The organism is Bradyrhizobium sp. (assembly GCF_019242285.1).
GTDB lineage: Bacteria > Pseudomonadota > Alphaproteobacteria > Rhizobiales > Xanthobacteraceae > Bradyrhizobium.
Genome location: NZ_JAFAVV010000431.1, coordinates 1 through 13869, shown reverse-complemented (window position 1 = coordinate 13869; position 13869 = coordinate 1). Strand labels below are relative to the sequence as shown.

The 13869-nt window shown below is 65.7% G+C and carries 12 protein-coding genes and 1 pseudogene; 8 read left to right on the top strand and 5 right to left on the bottom strand.

The genetic code is table 11. From position 1 onward, the window contains the following. The 5 genes and pseudogenes from JOY90_RS16915 to JOY90_RS16895 form a co-directional block, all read right to left on the bottom strand. A pseudogene (locus JOY90_RS16915) lies at positions 1-132 on the bottom strand (enoyl-CoA hydratase/isomerase family protein); the annotation flags it as partial. 273 nt (positions 133-405) lie between these two features. Then, on the bottom strand, positions 406-2496 hold the full coding sequence (locus JOY90_RS16910) for a molybdopterin oxidoreductase family protein (protein ID WP_291692261.1): 2091 nt from the start codon (positions 2494-2496) through the stop codon (positions 406-408). Between the two features lie 63 nt (positions 2497-2559). Next, positions 2560-3318, bottom strand: a complete 759-nt coding sequence (locus JOY90_RS16905; RefSeq protein ID WP_291692260.1) for an SDR family oxidoreductase — start codon at positions 3316-3318, stop codon at positions 2560-2562. Positions 3319-3324: 6 nt separating this feature from the next. After that, positions 3325-4698, bottom strand: coding sequence for an MmgE/PrpD family protein (locus JOY90_RS16900; RefSeq protein WP_291692259.1), 1374 nt, complete (start codon positions 4696-4698; stop codon positions 3325-3327). 11 nt (positions 4699-4709) lie between these two features. Continuing rightward, a complete protein-coding gene (locus JOY90_RS16895) occupies positions 4710-5771 on the bottom strand; it encodes a substrate-binding domain-containing protein (RefSeq protein ID WP_291692258.1) in 1062 nt (353 codons plus the stop codon). A gap of 169 nt (positions 5772-5940) precedes the next feature. On the opposite strand from JOY90_RS16895, the gene JOY90_RS16890 reads away from it, so the two are divergent. From JOY90_RS16890 to JOY90_RS16855, 8 genes are all read left to right on the top strand, one after another. Further along, on the top strand, positions 5941-6891 hold the full coding sequence (locus JOY90_RS16890) for a tripartite tricarboxylate transporter substrate binding protein (RefSeq protein WP_291692257.1): 951 nt from the start codon (positions 5941-5943) through the stop codon (positions 6889-6891). 15 nt (positions 6892-6906) lie between these two features. Continuing rightward, positions 6907-7377: a (2Fe-2S)-binding protein gene (locus JOY90_RS16885; protein ID WP_291692256.1), complete on the top strand. Its 471-nt coding sequence runs from the start codon at positions 6907-6909 to the stop codon at positions 7375-7377. Further along, positions 7374-9500, top strand: coding sequence for a molybdopterin cofactor-binding domain-containing protein (locus JOY90_RS16880; protein ID WP_291692255.1), 2127 nt, complete (start codon positions 7374-7376; stop codon positions 9498-9500). Before JOY90_RS16885 ends, JOY90_RS16880 begins: the two co-directional genes overlap by 4 nt. Beyond that, positions 9497-10201, top strand: a complete 705-nt coding sequence (locus JOY90_RS16875; protein ID WP_291692254.1) for a substrate-binding domain-containing protein — start codon at positions 9497-9499, stop codon at positions 10199-10201. The genes JOY90_RS16880 and JOY90_RS16875 overlap by 4 nt, the downstream gene beginning before the upstream one ends. Before the next feature lie 150 nt (positions 10202-10351). Then, positions 10352-11041 carry a GntR family transcriptional regulator gene (locus tag JOY90_RS16870; RefSeq protein WP_291692262.1) on the top strand — a complete coding sequence of 230 codons (690 nt, stop codon included), beginning with the start codon at positions 10352-10354 and terminating at the stop codon, positions 11039-11041. Between the two features lie 66 nt (positions 11042-11107). Next, on the top strand, positions 11108-12106 hold the full coding sequence (gene dctP / locus JOY90_RS16865) for a TRAP transporter substrate-binding protein (RefSeq protein WP_291692253.1): 999 nt from the start codon (positions 11108-11110) through the stop codon (positions 12104-12106). Between the two features lie 38 nt (positions 12107-12144). Next, complete coding sequence (locus JOY90_RS16860) at positions 12145-12660, top strand: TRAP transporter small permease (protein ID WP_291692252.1); 516 nt, start codon at positions 12145-12147, stop codon at positions 12658-12660. A gap of 10 nt (positions 12661-12670) precedes the next feature. Then, positions 12671-13869 (top strand): TRAP transporter large permease (locus JOY90_RS16855; RefSeq protein ID WP_291692251.1); only part of this gene is annotated, 1199 nt, incomplete at its 3' end.

The window sequence follows — 13869 nt, the reverse complement described above, 5'->3', positions numbered from 1 at the left end:
ATGCGCGGCGCGGTAGCCCTTGGCGATGCCGGCGATCACGGCCGCGTTCAGCGCATTGCGCTTGTCCGGCCGGTTGATGGTGATCCAATACGCCTGCCCGCGCTTCTCGAGGATGACGCTGTCGTCGGTCATGTCGCTGCCTGCCTGTTCGTCGTGCTCCCCCGAAGAAGCATTTGCGACGGGACACGGTCGCCTGCAAGGCCGATCGCGGTGCGGACTATCTGATCGATCGGTTGCCACGGGTTAGCCTCGCCCCGCACTTGCGGGGAGAGGTCGGCGCGAAGCGCCGGGTGAGGGGCCGCTCCGCAGACTGTGCTCTTGGAAACAGCCCCTCACCCTGCCTCTCCCCGCAAGGACGGGGAGAGGAGCTCACCTCCGATGCCGCAACGGATCAACCCGAGCTCGTCAGCCGGCCACCGCCCGCTTCAGCCAGACCTTGTTGTCGTGGAAGGCGGCGCCGCCGATCGGCGCCACGGCTTCGGCGCCGGTCAGCGTGTTGATGCCGCGGCCGCCGATATGGTCACGGTTCGGATGCACCGATTCCGCAATCAGCACGCCGCGCTGGACGCCGTCGAACAGGCGCGCGATCAGCGTGGTCTCGCCTCTGACGTTGCCGAGCGTCACGGCGTCACCGTCGGCAATGCCGAGCGTGCCCGCGTCGCGCGGATGGATCATCACCGACGCCCTGCCTTCGCGCGCCTGCGACGACGGCGTTTCGTTGAAGGTGGTGTTGAGGAAGCTGCGCGACGGGCTGGTGGCGAGCCGGAACGGATGCGCCTCGTCCGCCTCCTCGATGATGGTCCAGTGGTCCGGCAGCGCCGGCATCTGGTCCACGGCGCCCATCACCGTGCCGAACGGCGGATGCGCCCAGTCGGCCTTGAAATGGAATTTCCGGTCGGCATGAGCAAAGCCGTCGAGATAATGCGAGGCGCGGAAGTCCGGCTGCAGGTCGCGCCAGATGTCGGCTTCAAGACCAGCGATGTCGCCATGGCCGGAGAGCTTCAGTGTCGCGTCGATCAGTTCGCGCGGGGTCATCTCGAAGCCGGGATGCTTGGCGCCGAGCCGCTGCGCCAGCGCCTGCAGCACCTCGTGATTGGAGCGGCATTCGCCGGGCGGATCGATCAGCTTCGGCCCGACGGAGATATATTGATGGCCGCCGCCGTAATAGACGTCGTCATGCTCCATGAACATGGTCGCGGGCAGCACGATGTCCGCCATCTGCGCCGTCTCGGTCATGAACTGCTCGTGCACGGCGACGAACAGGTCCTCGCGGGCAAAACCCCTGCGCACCAGGTTCTGCTCGGGCGCGATCGTCATCGGATTGGTGTTCTGGATCAGCATCGCCTTGACCGGGCCGCCGCCCTGCAGCGCCTCCGCGTCGCCGGTCAGGATGCGGCCGATCTTGGACTGGTCGAGCGCCCGCACATTGGGGTCGAGCGCGTCATGGCCCTCGATGATGGCCTCGTTGAAGCGCCAGATCGAGGCGTTGTTGAAGAATGCGCCGCCGCCTTCATATTGCCAGGCGCCGGTCACCGCCGGAATGCACAGCGCCGCGTGCATCTGCGCCGCACCATTGCGGCTGCGGGTAAAACCGTAGCCGAGGCGGAAGAAGGTGCGCTCGGTCGTGCCGACGGCATGGGCGAACGCCTCGATATCGGCTGTGCTGACACCACAGATCGCCGACGCCCATTCCGGGGTGCGGGTCGCAAGATGCGCCTCGAACTCGGCCGGGCAGTCCGTGTATCTCTCCATATAGGCGCGGTCGGCGAGGCCGTCGCGGAACAGCACATGCATCACGCCGCAGGCGAAGGCGCCGTCGGTGCCCGGCCGCAGGATGATCTTGATGTCCGCCTGCTTCATGGTGTCGTTGTTGTAGATGTCGACCGCCGCGATCCTCGCGCCGCGCTCCTTCTTGGCGCGGGAGGCATGGGTCATCACGTTGACCTGGGTGTTCACGGGGTTGGTGCCCCAGATCACGATGAGGTCGGAGACGCCCATCTCGCGCGGATCGACGCCGGTGATCTTGCCGGTGCCGATCGCGAAGCCGACGCGGGCGATGTTGGCGCAGACCGTGGAGTAGAAGCGGGAGTATTTCTTCACATGGGTCAGCCGGTTGATGCCGTCACGCATCACCAGCCCCATGGTGCCGGCGTAGTAGTGCGGCCAGATCGATGCCGCGCCGAAGTCGCGCTCGGCGGCGTTGAAGCGGTCGGTGATCTCGTCCAGCGCCTCGTCCCAGGAAATCTGCGCGAACTGGCCGGAGCCCTTCGGGCCCGTCCGGCGCAGCGGATGCATCAGCCGCTCGGGATGATGGATGCGCTCGGCGTAGCGGGCAACCTTGGCGCAGACGACGCCGGCCGTGTAGGTCTGCTTCTTGGAGCCGCGAACCCGGCCGATGCTGCGACCCTCGATCACCTCGATGTCGAGCGCGCAGGCCGACGGGCAATCATGCGGGCAGGTGGAGTTGCGGATGTCGACCTTGGCGTGCTGGTTCATGACGGAAAGGCTAACATCAAAAACCATGCCGGCCGAGCGCATTTATCCGGCACTCCCCATGCGCTACCCGCCGAAATAGGCGCCCCCATTGGCGTGGATCGCCTGGCCCGTGACATGGCGCGCGGACGGGCCGCACAGGAACCGGACGATGGCGGCGACGTCCTCCGGCTTGCCGCGCGCGCCGGTGAGGGTGCGATGGGTCAGATGATGCGCCGGTTCCGGCCTGCCCCGCTCGCGCGGTGTGCCGATCAGGCCCGGAACCACGCAATTGACGGTGATGCCGTCGGCAGCGAGATCATTGGCCAGCGCCCGGGTGAAGCCGACCAGCCCGGCTTTCGCCGTCACGACATGGGCGCGGTTGGCCGCGCCGGAATGAGCGCTCAGACCACCGATATTGACCACGGTTCCCGCCCCGCTTTGCCGCAGCGCAGCATGGCAGGCCTTGGTGCAGTGAAAGGCGCCGTCGAGGGTGACGTCGAGGATCTCGCGCCACTCGGCGTAGTCCATCTCGGCGAAGGATCGCTCGCGCCGCAGCGCTGCGTTGTTGACGAGGATGTCGATGCGACCGAAGCGATCGAGCGCCATGTCCGCCATGGCCTGCACTGCGCGGGCGTCGGCGACGTCGCCGAGATGGATCGCCGCCCGGCTGCCGGCCTCTTCGATCTCGCGGGCGACCGCCTCCGCCTCGGCGCGGTTGCTGCGCGCATTGACCAGCACCGCGGCGCCGCCTTCAGCCAGGGTGAGCGCAATCGCGCGACCGATATTGCGGCCGGCGCCGGTGACCATGGCAACCTTGCCGGTCAGCTCGCTGGTGTCAGTCATGTCCGGCTAGCCGCGCATGATCGAGATGTCGATGCGTTCATAGAACAGCCCGGCGATCAGCTTCAGTGCAGCCACGCTCTGCAGCTTCGACCAGCCGCCATATTCGGTGTTGAGAATGAACTTGTCGACGACGTCCTGCCGGGTCAGCGGCTCCTGGATCCCGCCGCGCAGATGCGGCTGGCGCTCCTCGATGACGGTGCCGTCGATCATGGTGGCGCGGAGGTGCCCGGTATAGATGTTGGGATAGGGATTTTCGGGATCGATCTCGAACTTCACCTTGTCCGCCAGCTCCAGCACCCGCTCGTCGCTGATCGCCTCGTCGGTGAAGGCGCTGAGTCCGACCCCGCCGTTAACGAAACCGGTGGCGAGCAGATAGGGCACCGCGAACTTGGCGGCATAGCCGTTGGGCGGCCGCTGCTTGTCGGCAAGCGGCTCCCACAACCGGTGCACGGTGCCCTCGGCCACCTCGCAGACGATCTCGGCGACCTCCTCCGGATGCACGCCGCGCGCCGCCAGCCGCCGCGCGCAATCGATATAGGGCTGGGCCATGGTTCCGCAGGGATAGGGCTTGAAGGCCAGGGTGTCGGTGACCCAGCGGCTGCCGAAATCGCCGACCAGCGCCTCGTAGTCGCCGTCGGTCGTGCGCGCAAAGCCATTGTACAACCCATGCGTGCCCTCGAACACGGTGCGCGGCCCGATGAAGCCCTCGCGCGCCAGCAGTGCGGCGCGCAGGCCCGATTGCGACGCCCAGCCCGCGTGCAACCGCTTGGTCCAGGCGCCTTCGGCGAGGTACTCGATGATTCCGGACGCCATGCTGCCGGCAAGCCCAAGTGCGTCCACGATCGTGAGCGAGTCGAGCCCGAGCGCGGCGCTGACGCCCGCGGCCGCACCCATGGCACCGAAGATCGCGGTCGGGTGAAACCCGGCCGCGTGCACCGCCTTGGGCGTGACCAGGCTCAGCCGGCACATCACCTCGGTGCCGACCGCAATCCCCAGCAGGGCCATGCGCCCATCGGGGTTGTGCCGCTCGCAGGCCGCCAGCACCGCGGGGACGATCACCGCGCCGGCATGGACCGGGCCGCCCTCGAAGGTGTCGTCGAAATCCTCGCCATGGGCGGCGGTGCCGTTGACGAACGCGGCGCCGGCGGCCGAGAGCCGCTTGCGATGGCCGATCACGGTGCAGACGCCATCATCGTCCCAGCCGTGCAGCGCGCTCGCGACATAATCCTCGTTGCGGGCGGTGACGCAGAGGCCGACCACGTCGATCAGGAGGTCCTCGCATTTGCGCGTGGTCGCTTCGGGCAAAGTGCCCGGCTTCAGCGCAGAGATCTTCTGGGCCAGGGCTTCAGCGACCGAGATATCGGGCAGACCAGACGACATGATATGCGGAATCACACATGGAAAATCTTGGTGTAGCGGGCCTTGATCGACTCGCTCTCCTTCTCGACGGCGGCCGGATCATCCTTCATGACCTTGATGTCCTTCAGCGGCGTGCGGCCCGGTCTGTCCTTGGTATCCGGATGCACCGAGCGCAGACCGCCGACATCGATGATGAGCTGCTGCGCCTCCCGGCTCAAGCAGAAAGACTGGAACAGTTTGGCGGCATTGGGATTGGGCGAGGACTTGAAGATGCCGTTCGGGCCGACGATCAGCGGCGAACCTTCGGTTGCATAGACGGGCTCGACCGGGCGGCCCTTCTCCCGGAGCTCGAAGATGTTGTACTCGTTGCCATCAGCCATCAGCGCGCGCTCCCCGAGGTCGAGCTTCTTCGGCGGATCGGCGGACGACTGGACCTGCATGATGCCCTGCTTGGCGAGCCCCTCGAAGAAGCTCCAGCCGAGGTCACGCTGCATCTGATAGGTTGCCGTCATGATGGTGCCGCTGTAGCCGGGATGCGCCTTGACGATCTTGCCCTTCCATTTCGGATCGAGCAGGTCGGCGAAGCTCTTCGGCGCTTCCTCCGCCTTCACGAGATTGGTGTTGTAGGCGATGATCGAGAGCCAGACCCTGAAGCTCGCGAACTGGCCGTCGACGTCGCGGTGCTCCGCCGGAAAGCGCGCGACGTCCTCGGGGACATAGGGCGCGAGAATGCCATCGCGTTTCCAGACGATGAAATGCGCAGCGTCGGAGGAATTGACCACGTCGACCGCGTGGATGTTCGAGGCATATTCCTGGCCGATGCGCTGGAACACCCGCTCGGCACCGGTGCGCTCGACGCGCACGGCGATGCCGGGATATTTCGCCTCGAACGCCTTGGCGACCTTCTCGGCAACCGGCAGGTCGGTCGAGGTGTAGTAGGCGACCTGGCCTTCCTTCGTCGCTGCCGCGATCAGCTCCGGCGTGACCGGCTCGGGCGGCGGCGCCGCCGCCAACACCCGGGTCGAGAGAGCGGCGCCGGCAAGCACGGCCCCTCCCTTGAGGACGTGGCGACGCGATATCTTGCGGTTCTTCATGGCCGGTCCGTTACCTCAGACAGTCGGGTACCCCTCAACCTATCTTTTATTCCTAGGAACTGCACTGAGTCTATCGTCGACAGTCGCTTTGCGTTGCAGCTAGATTGGTCTGCCAACAAACAAAGATTTTCCGGGAGAGACAAATATGCATCGCTGGAGGCTTACGCTGATGCTGGCGACGGCCCTTTTTGCAGCGTTCCTCCCCAGCACGGCGGCGTCTGCCGACGACTACCCCAGCCGGCCGATCAAGATCCTCGTTCCGTTCGGTGCCGGGGGACCGGCCGACGTCACTGCGCGCCTTCTGGGCAACATTCTGCAGGAAAGTTTCGGCCAGCCCGTCGTGGTGGAAAACCGCACCGGCGCGGGCGGTGTGATCGGCACGCTGGAGGCGGCCAAGTCACCACCGGATGGCTACACGCTCCTGATGATGTCGAATACCCAGACCGCGAACGAGTCGCTGGTGCCCCAGCGCAAATACGAGCTGATGCGCGACCTCGCGCCGATCGCCCCGGTCAACTCGTCCGACCTCGTCATCGTCGTAAATCCATCGGTATCGGCAAAGACGCTAGCCGAGTTCATCGTGCTCGCCAAGGCGAAGCCGGGACAGCTCAACTATGCGTCGTCGGGTCAGGGCACCCCGTATCACATGGCCGGCGAGCTGTTCAAATCGATGGCAGGCATCGATGTCGTGCACGTGCCCTACCGCAACAGCGGCGACGCACGCACCGGCGTGATCTCGGGACAAGTCCAGATGATGATCGATGCGGTGACGACGATGGCGCCCAACATTCGCGCGGACCAGGTGCGGGCGCTGGCGACGACGGGCAAGACCCGCTCCAGCGTGCTAGGCGACGTGCCGACCGCGGACGAGGCCGGCGTCGCGGGCTACGAGGCCACGATCTGGCTCGGGCTGATGGCGCCGGCCGGCACGCCGAAACCGGTCATCGACAAGCTCAACGGCGCGGTGAACGCCGCGATCAAACGCCCCGACGTCGACAAGCTCTGGGCCGAACAGGGCGCAGTTCCGATGTCGATGTCTCCGGAGGAGTTCGACAAATTCCTGCGCGGCGATATTGTGAAATGGGCTGACGTCGCCAAGAAGTTCACCAAGGCACAGTAAGGTTCCCCTGCGCTCATGCCGAGCATTCGCTTTCGCCTCAACGGCGCACCGACCGAAATCGACGCCGATCCAGACCACAGCCTGCTCGACATCCTGCGGGGGCGCCTCGGCCTCAGCGGACCGCATTTCGGCTGTGGCTCCGGCGAATGCGGCGCCTGCCGGGTGATGATCGGCGACCATGCCGTCACCGCCTGTGACGCGCCGCTGTGGTCGGTTGCGGACAAGGACGTCACGACGCTCGAGGGATTGGGAACGGCGGAGCACCCGCATCCGTTGCAGCGGGCGTTCATCGCGGAGCAGGCCTTGCAATGCGGCTATTGCGTGGCTGGCGTCCTGATCAGCGCCGCCGCGCTGTTGCGGCGGAACAAACGACCTTCGGAAGCAGAGGTGCGCGGGGCGCTCGACCGCAATCTCTGCCGCTGCGGCTCGCACAACCGCATGGTGCGCGCGATCCTGCACGCGGCCGACGAGATGGCGGCGGCATGAGCATGGCCGCTCCCCAACTGCCGGTCAGCCTGGCGGCGAACCCGAAACTGTCGTCCTGGATCAAGGTCAGCGCCGATGGGCGGGTCACAGTCTCGCCCGGCAAGGTCGAGATCGGGCAAGGGATTGTGACGGCATTGGCGCAGATCGCCGCGGATGAGCTCGACGTCAAGATCGGCCGCGTGCAGATGGTGCGCGCCTCGACCGCGAGGAGCCCGAACGAGGGCGTCACCTCGGGGAGCCTCTCGATCCAGCAGTCGGGACGCGCGCTCCGGCATGCCTGTGCCGAGATCCGGCAGATTTTCCTGGCCGCGGCCTCCGACCGTCTCGGCGTCGATGCTGATGTCCTTGACATCAAGGATGGTGAGATCTTCGGACCGGGCAATGTCAGGACCAGCTACTGGGAGCTGGCGGAAGATATCTCGCTCGACCGCGACGCCACGGCGAGCGCAGTGCCGAAGCCGATCGCCATGCGCGCGCTTGCAGGGCATTCCGCACAACGGCTCGATATTCCCGACAAGGTGTTCGCGCAGCCGCGCTTCATTCATGACATCACGCTGCCAGGCATGCTGCATGCCCGCGTGCTGCGGCCGGAGATATCGCAGGCGAAACTGATCGGCCTGAACGAGGCCGCGACCCGTGCCCTGCCCGGCCTGGTCGCGATCGTGCGCGACGGCAGCTTTGCCGGCGTGGTTTGCGAGACGGAGGCTGGCGCCGAGGCGGCACTTATGGTCCTGCGCAAGGGCGCGACCTGGTCGGTCGGCCAGCCGCTGCCGGACGAGAGCGATCTGGCCGGGTTCCTGAAGTCGCAGCCGCTCGAGTCCGTCATCATCGACGCCAGAACCGCGGGGGCGCCGGGCAACCCCGCGCGAACGCTGCGAAGACGCTACACTCGCCCCTACATCGCCCATGCCTCGATCGCCCCCTCCTGCGCCATGGCGCAATGGAACGGCGATCGCGTCCATGTCTGGACCCACAGCCAGGGCGTCTATCTGCTGCGCGCCGATCTCGCGCTGGTGCTGAAGCTGCCGGTCGAGCAGATCACGGTCGAGCACCTGGAAGGCGCCGGTTGCTACGGCCACAACCCGGCCGATGACGTCGCGCTCGATGCCGTGCTACTCGCCAAGGCCGTCGGCGACCGACCGGTGCGGGTGCAATGGTCGCGCGCCGACGAGATGACGCATGCCCCGTTCGGCGCGGCGATGGCGATCGAGATCGAGGCCGATCTCGATGCCGAGAGCGAGATCGTCGGCTGGCGGCATTCGATCTGGAGCAACGGCCACGCCGCCCGCCCCGGGCGCGGGACCCAACCCACACTGCTCGCCGCAACCGAGATCGCCAACCCCTTCCCGCGCCAGATCTCCGGCAACCCGCCGCAGGCCAATGGCGGTGGCGCGGACCGGAATTCGGTTCCGCTCTACGATTTCCCGGCGTGGAAGATCGAAAGCCATCGACTCCTGACAATGCCGGTGCGCACGTCCGCGCTGCGCACGCTCGGCGGCCAGGGCAATGTGTTTGCGATCGAGTCCCTTCTCGACGAGATTGCCACCGAGCGTGGCGAAGACCCGGTGGCATTCCGGCTGCGGCATCTGGGGGATGAACGCGCCAGGGACGTGATCCGCGCCGCCGCCAGGCGCGCGAACTGGAAGCCGGCCGCGAAAACGGGCACAGGCTACGGCGTCGGCTTTGGACGCTACAAGAACACCGGCGCCTATTGCGCTGTTGTCGCCGAGATCGAGGGCGACGAGGATATTCGCGTCAGAAAGCTGACGCTCGCGGTCGATGTCGGCGAAGTCATCAACCCCGACGGCGTCATCAACCAGATCGAGGGTGGCGCGATCCAGGCGACGAGCTGGGTGCTGAAGGAACGCGTGCGCTTCGACCGCGAACGTATCACCAGCACCAACTGGGCGGATTATCCGATCCTGCGCTTCAGCGAGGTGCCGAAGGTCGAGGTCGAGGTGATTCAGCGTCCCGAGATCGATCCGGTCGGCGCCGGCGAGGCCGCGCATGGTCCCGTCACGGCCGCAATCGCCAATGCGGTGTTCGATTGCCTCGGTGTGCGGGTCCGCGACCTGCCGATCACCCGCGACCGCCTGATCGCGGCAATGGATTCGTCCGCATGAGCCATCTCGACGTTCGAAGCGGCGGCGCGGCGCAAGGCCTCGTCGCGAGCCTCGCGCCCGCGTTCAAGAGCAGGACGGGCCTCGATATCGCCGGCGAGTTCGGCGCTGTGGGCGCGATGGCCGACAAGCTGCGCAAGGGCGCCCCCACCGATCTCATCATCCTGACCGCGGCGCTGGTGGCCAAGTTGGCGGAGGAGAAGCTGGTCGCACCAGGATCGATCAGGGATATTGGTCTTGTCGAGACCGCGCTCGCGGTGCGCAGCGATGATCCGAAGATCTTGGTCGCCAACGAGGCCGAATTGCGCGCGGCGCTGCTCGCCGCGGACGCGATCTTCGTGCCGGATACCAAAGCCTCGACCGCGGGCATTCATGTCGCCAAGGTGCTGGCCCAACTCGGCATCGCCGAGGAAGTCGCAGCGCGCCTCAAGATCCATCCGAACGGCGCGACAGCGATGCGCGCGCTGGCGGCGTCTGACACGAAACGCCCGATCGGCTGCACGCAATCGACCGAGATCATTGCCACTGAGGGCGTCGATCTGTCGGGCCCATTGCCGCCGGGATGCGACCTTGCGACCATGTACACGGCCGCTGTTACCACCGGCGCCGCCGACCCGGCGGCCGCGATGACCCTGATCGAGCTGCTCAGCGGTTCGGAGGCCAGCGAAGCGCGCCGTCGCGCCGGCTTCGCCAACGGTCCCTAGACCCTGCCTGCGCGAAAATCCGTTCACCCTCTCAATTAACGGTTGCCTCGATCAATTCATATATTAATATATCAATTCAGGAAACGCTCTATGGCCCAGCGCGCCGCCAAGAAAAAAACTGATGCGTCGCCGCCGCCGGCGGTCGCGACCGTGCGCCGCGGCTCCCGCCCGCGCGCGGCAACCGCCTCGTCGCGGATTCATGCCGACCTTCGTGCCGAGCTGGTCTCGCTGCAGCGACGGCCGGGCGAAGCGATCTCGGAAGCCGAGATCGCTTTGTCCTATGGCGTGAGCCGGACCCCGGTACGCGAGGCCATCCTGAAGCTTTCCGACGAAGGCCTGGTCCAGATCTTCCCGCAGTCCGGCATCATCGTCTCCCGCATTCCGATCGCCGCGTTGCCGGAAGCGATTGTCATCCGCCGCGCGCTGGAAGAGACCACGACGCGGCTCGCGGCCGAACTCATCACGGCGAGCCAGATCCTGGCGTTGCGCTCGATCCTGGAGCGACAGCGTGAGGCCGACGTCGCAGGGAATCGCGACCGCTTCCACCAGGCCGACGAGCAGTTTCATGCGACCATTGCCGAGATCGCCGGATATCCCGGCATCTGGAAGCTGATCCTGCAGGTGAAGGTCAATGTCGACCGCTTCCGCCTGCTGACCCTGCCGCAGGCGGGACGGATGGCGCAGGTGATCGCAGAGCACGAGGTCATTCTGTTCGCGATCGAAGCGCACGACCCCGACGTGGCGGTCGCCGCGATGCGCAAGCATATCGAGCGGCTGCTGGGCGATATCGCCGCCATCCAGCACGTCAATCCGGATTTTTTCGACGAGGGAAGAGAGTAGCAAGCGTTCCGAACATCAGCGACCGCGCGAGCGGACCGAGACAGAACAAGCACCGGAGGGATATCCATGAGACGCCGTGATTTCATCAAGCTGGGCGCCGCGATCGGCGCCACCGCGACGCTGCCGCCGCTTTCGAGCGCCTCCGCGCAAGGAAAGGCCGTCTTCAAGGCCTCGGACGTGCAGCCAGCCGGCTACCCGACCGTGGCCGCGGTCGAGAGCCTCGGCAAGAAGCTGGAAGCCGCGACCAACGGACGGCTGTCGCTGCAGATGTATCCTTCCGCGCAGCTCGGCGGCGAGAAGGAGACCATCGAGCAGACCCAGATCGGCGCGATCCAGATGCTGCGCGTCTCGGCCGGCGCGCTCGGCCCGATCATCGACGACGTCAACGTCGTCAACATGCCGTTCCTGTTCAAGAACATCGCGCATTCTGAGAAGATGATGGATGGCGACCTTGGCCAGGAGCTGCTCGACAGGATCAGCGCCAATGCGAGCGCCGGCCTGGTCGCGCTGTGCTGGATGAACTCGGGCGCCCGCAGCATCTACAATTCGAAGAAGCCGGTGAAGACCATCGACGACATCAAGGGCCTGAAGATCCGCGTCATCGGCAATCCGATCTTCATCGAGATGATGAACGCGCTCGGCGGCAACGGCGTCGCGATGGGCTACGATCAGGTGTTCAGTGCGTTGCAGACCGGCGTGATCGACGGCGCCGAGAACAACCCTCCGAGCTACGTCTTCAGCAACCATTATACCGCTGCGAAATACTACTCTCTGACCGAGCATCTCGTCATCCCGGAGGTGCTGGCCTTCTCCAAGAAGGCATGGGCCACGCTTTCCGCCGACGACCAGGCCCTGATGAAGAAGCTCGCGCGCGAGGCGCAGATGGAGGAGCGCGAGCGCTGGTACAAATATGAGAAGGAGGCGATGGACAAGGCCAAGGCGGCCGGTTGCGAGATCATCGAGATCGCGGACAAGACGCCGTTCCAGAATGCGGTGAAGCCGGTGTGGGACAAGTACGGCCCGAAATACCAGGACATGATCAAGCGCATCCAGGGCATCGCGTGAAGCGGGGCCCGCTGGGTCGCCATCGGAGGGTCTTGGCAATGGCCTCGCTCTATCGCCGAACCATGGACGTTCTCTATCTCGCCTGCGTGATCGTCGGCGGCACCGCGCTGGTGCTGATCTCGGCGATCATTCCCTGGGCGGTGTTCACGCGCTACGTGCTCAACAGCGCGGCGTCATGGCCCGAGCCGATGGCGATCCTGTTGACCATCGTGCTGACGTTCATCGGGGCTGCCGCCGCCTACCGGCTGAACCTCCACATGAACATCTCCTACTTCGCCGACCGGCTTCCGCCACCATGGCGGAAGCTGCTCGATCTGATCGTGCAGCTCCTGATGGCGCTGATCGCGGTCTTCATGATCCTGTGGGGCGAGAGCCTGGTCGAGGTGACCTGGCACAACACGATCGGCGATTTCCCGTTCCTGTCGGTCGGCGTCACGTATCTGCCGATTCCAGTCGGTGGCGTCTGCCTCCTGCTCTTCATCATCGAGCGCATCTTTCTCGGGTTGCCGCCCGATCCCATCACGCACGGCCCCGAAGCCGAGCCGTTCGATTGAGAGGCGGATCATGGACATCTTCATTCTGCTCGCCACCATGGTGGTGTGTTTCCTGATCGGCATGCCCATCGCCTATTCGCTGGCGGCAGCCGCGATCGCCGGCGCGCTGTGGATCGGAATTCCGCTGGAAGCGTTGATGCTGAAAATCTCCGACGGCGTCAGCAAGGTCGCGATGCTGACCATTCCGTTCTTCGTGCTGGCGGGCGCGATCATGGCGGAAGGCGGCATGGCGCGGCGGCTGGTCGCATTCGCCGACGTGCTGGTCGGTTTCACGCGGCTGCGCGGCGGGCTTTCGATCGTCAACGTGCTGGCCACGACGTTCCTGAGCGGCATCTCCGGCTCGGCGGTGGCCGACACCTCGGCGATCGGCTCGGTGATGATCCCGCAGATGGAGCGGACCGGCTATCCCCGCGTGTTCGCGACCAACCTCACCATCACCTCGTCGGTGCAGGCGCTGCTGGTGCCGCCCAGCCACAATGCCGTGCTGTATTCGCTGGCGACTGGCGGCACGATCTCGATCAGCGCGCTGTTCATGGCCGGCGTGTTTCCGGGCCTGCTGCTCGGCTTCTCGCTGGTCATCCTGTGCCTGGTGATCGCCTATCGCGAAGGCCATCCGCAGGGCCAGAGCGTGCCAGTCAAGGACGCACTGCGGATCACGATCGACGCGGCCTGGGGCCTGATCACGCTCGTCATCATCCTCGGCGGCATTCTCGGCGGCGTCTTCACCGCGATCGAGGCCGGCGCGGTCGCCTGCCTGTGGGCGTTCTTCGTCACCATGTTCATCTACCGCGACTATCGCTGGCGCGACCTGCCGGTGCTCTTGCACCGGACGCTGCGGACCGTGGCGATGGTGATGACGCTGATCGCCTGCGCCTCCGCAGTCGGCTACATCATGGCGCTGACGCAGATGCCGGCCAAGATGACGGCGTTCTTCCTGTCGATCTCCTCGAACAAATACGTCATCCTGCTGCTCATCAACGTGCTGCTGCTCCTGCTCGGCACGTTGGTCGACATGGCGCCGTCGATCCTGATCGCAACCCCGATCCTGCTGCCGGTGATGCAGAACTTCGGGGTCAATCCGGTGCATTTCGGCATGATCATGCTGCTCAATCTCGGCATCGGATTGTGCCATCCGCCGGTCGGCTCGATCCTGTTCGTCGGCTGCGCCGTCGGCAAGGTGTCGATCGAGCAGGTGATGCGAAAAATCTG

What these genes read in the sequence shown, in the direction of transcription:
- JOY90_RS16910 (WP_291692261.1), bottom strand. Translation starts at nt 2,496, where the DNA reads ATGAACCAGCACGCCAAGGTCGACATCCGCAACTCCACCTGCCCGCAT.
- JOY90_RS16905 (WP_291692260.1), bottom strand. Translation starts at nt 3,318, where the DNA reads ATGACTGACACCAGCGAGCTGACCGGCAAGGTTGCCATGGTCACCGGC.
- JOY90_RS16900 (WP_291692259.1), bottom strand. Translation starts at nt 4,698, where the DNA reads ATGTCGTCTGGTCTGCCCGATATCTCGGTCGCTGAAGCCCTGGCCCAG.
- JOY90_RS16895 (WP_291692258.1), bottom strand. Translation starts at nt 5,771, where the DNA reads ATGAAGAACCGCAAGATATCGCGTCGCCACGTCCTCAAGGGAGGGGCC.
- JOY90_RS16890 (WP_291692257.1), top strand. Translation starts at nt 5,941, where the DNA reads ATGCTGGCGACGGCCCTTTTTGCAGCGTTCCTCCCCAGCACGGCGGCG.
- JOY90_RS16885 (WP_291692256.1), top strand. Translation starts at nt 6,907, where the DNA reads ATGCCGAGCATTCGCTTTCGCCTCAACGGCGCACCGACCGAAATCGAC.
- JOY90_RS16880 (WP_291692255.1), top strand. Translation starts at nt 7,374, where the DNA reads ATGAGCATGGCCGCTCCCCAACTGCCGGTCAGCCTGGCGGCGAACCCG.
- JOY90_RS16875 (WP_291692254.1), top strand. Translation starts at nt 9,497, where the DNA reads ATGAGCCATCTCGACGTTCGAAGCGGCGGCGCGGCGCAAGGCCTCGTC.
- dctP (WP_291692253.1), top strand. Translation starts at nt 11,108, where the DNA reads ATGAGACGCCGTGATTTCATCAAGCTGGGCGCCGCGATCGGCGCCACC.
- JOY90_RS16860 (WP_291692252.1), top strand. Translation starts at nt 12,145, where the DNA reads ATGGCCTCGCTCTATCGCCGAACCATGGACGTTCTCTATCTCGCCTGC.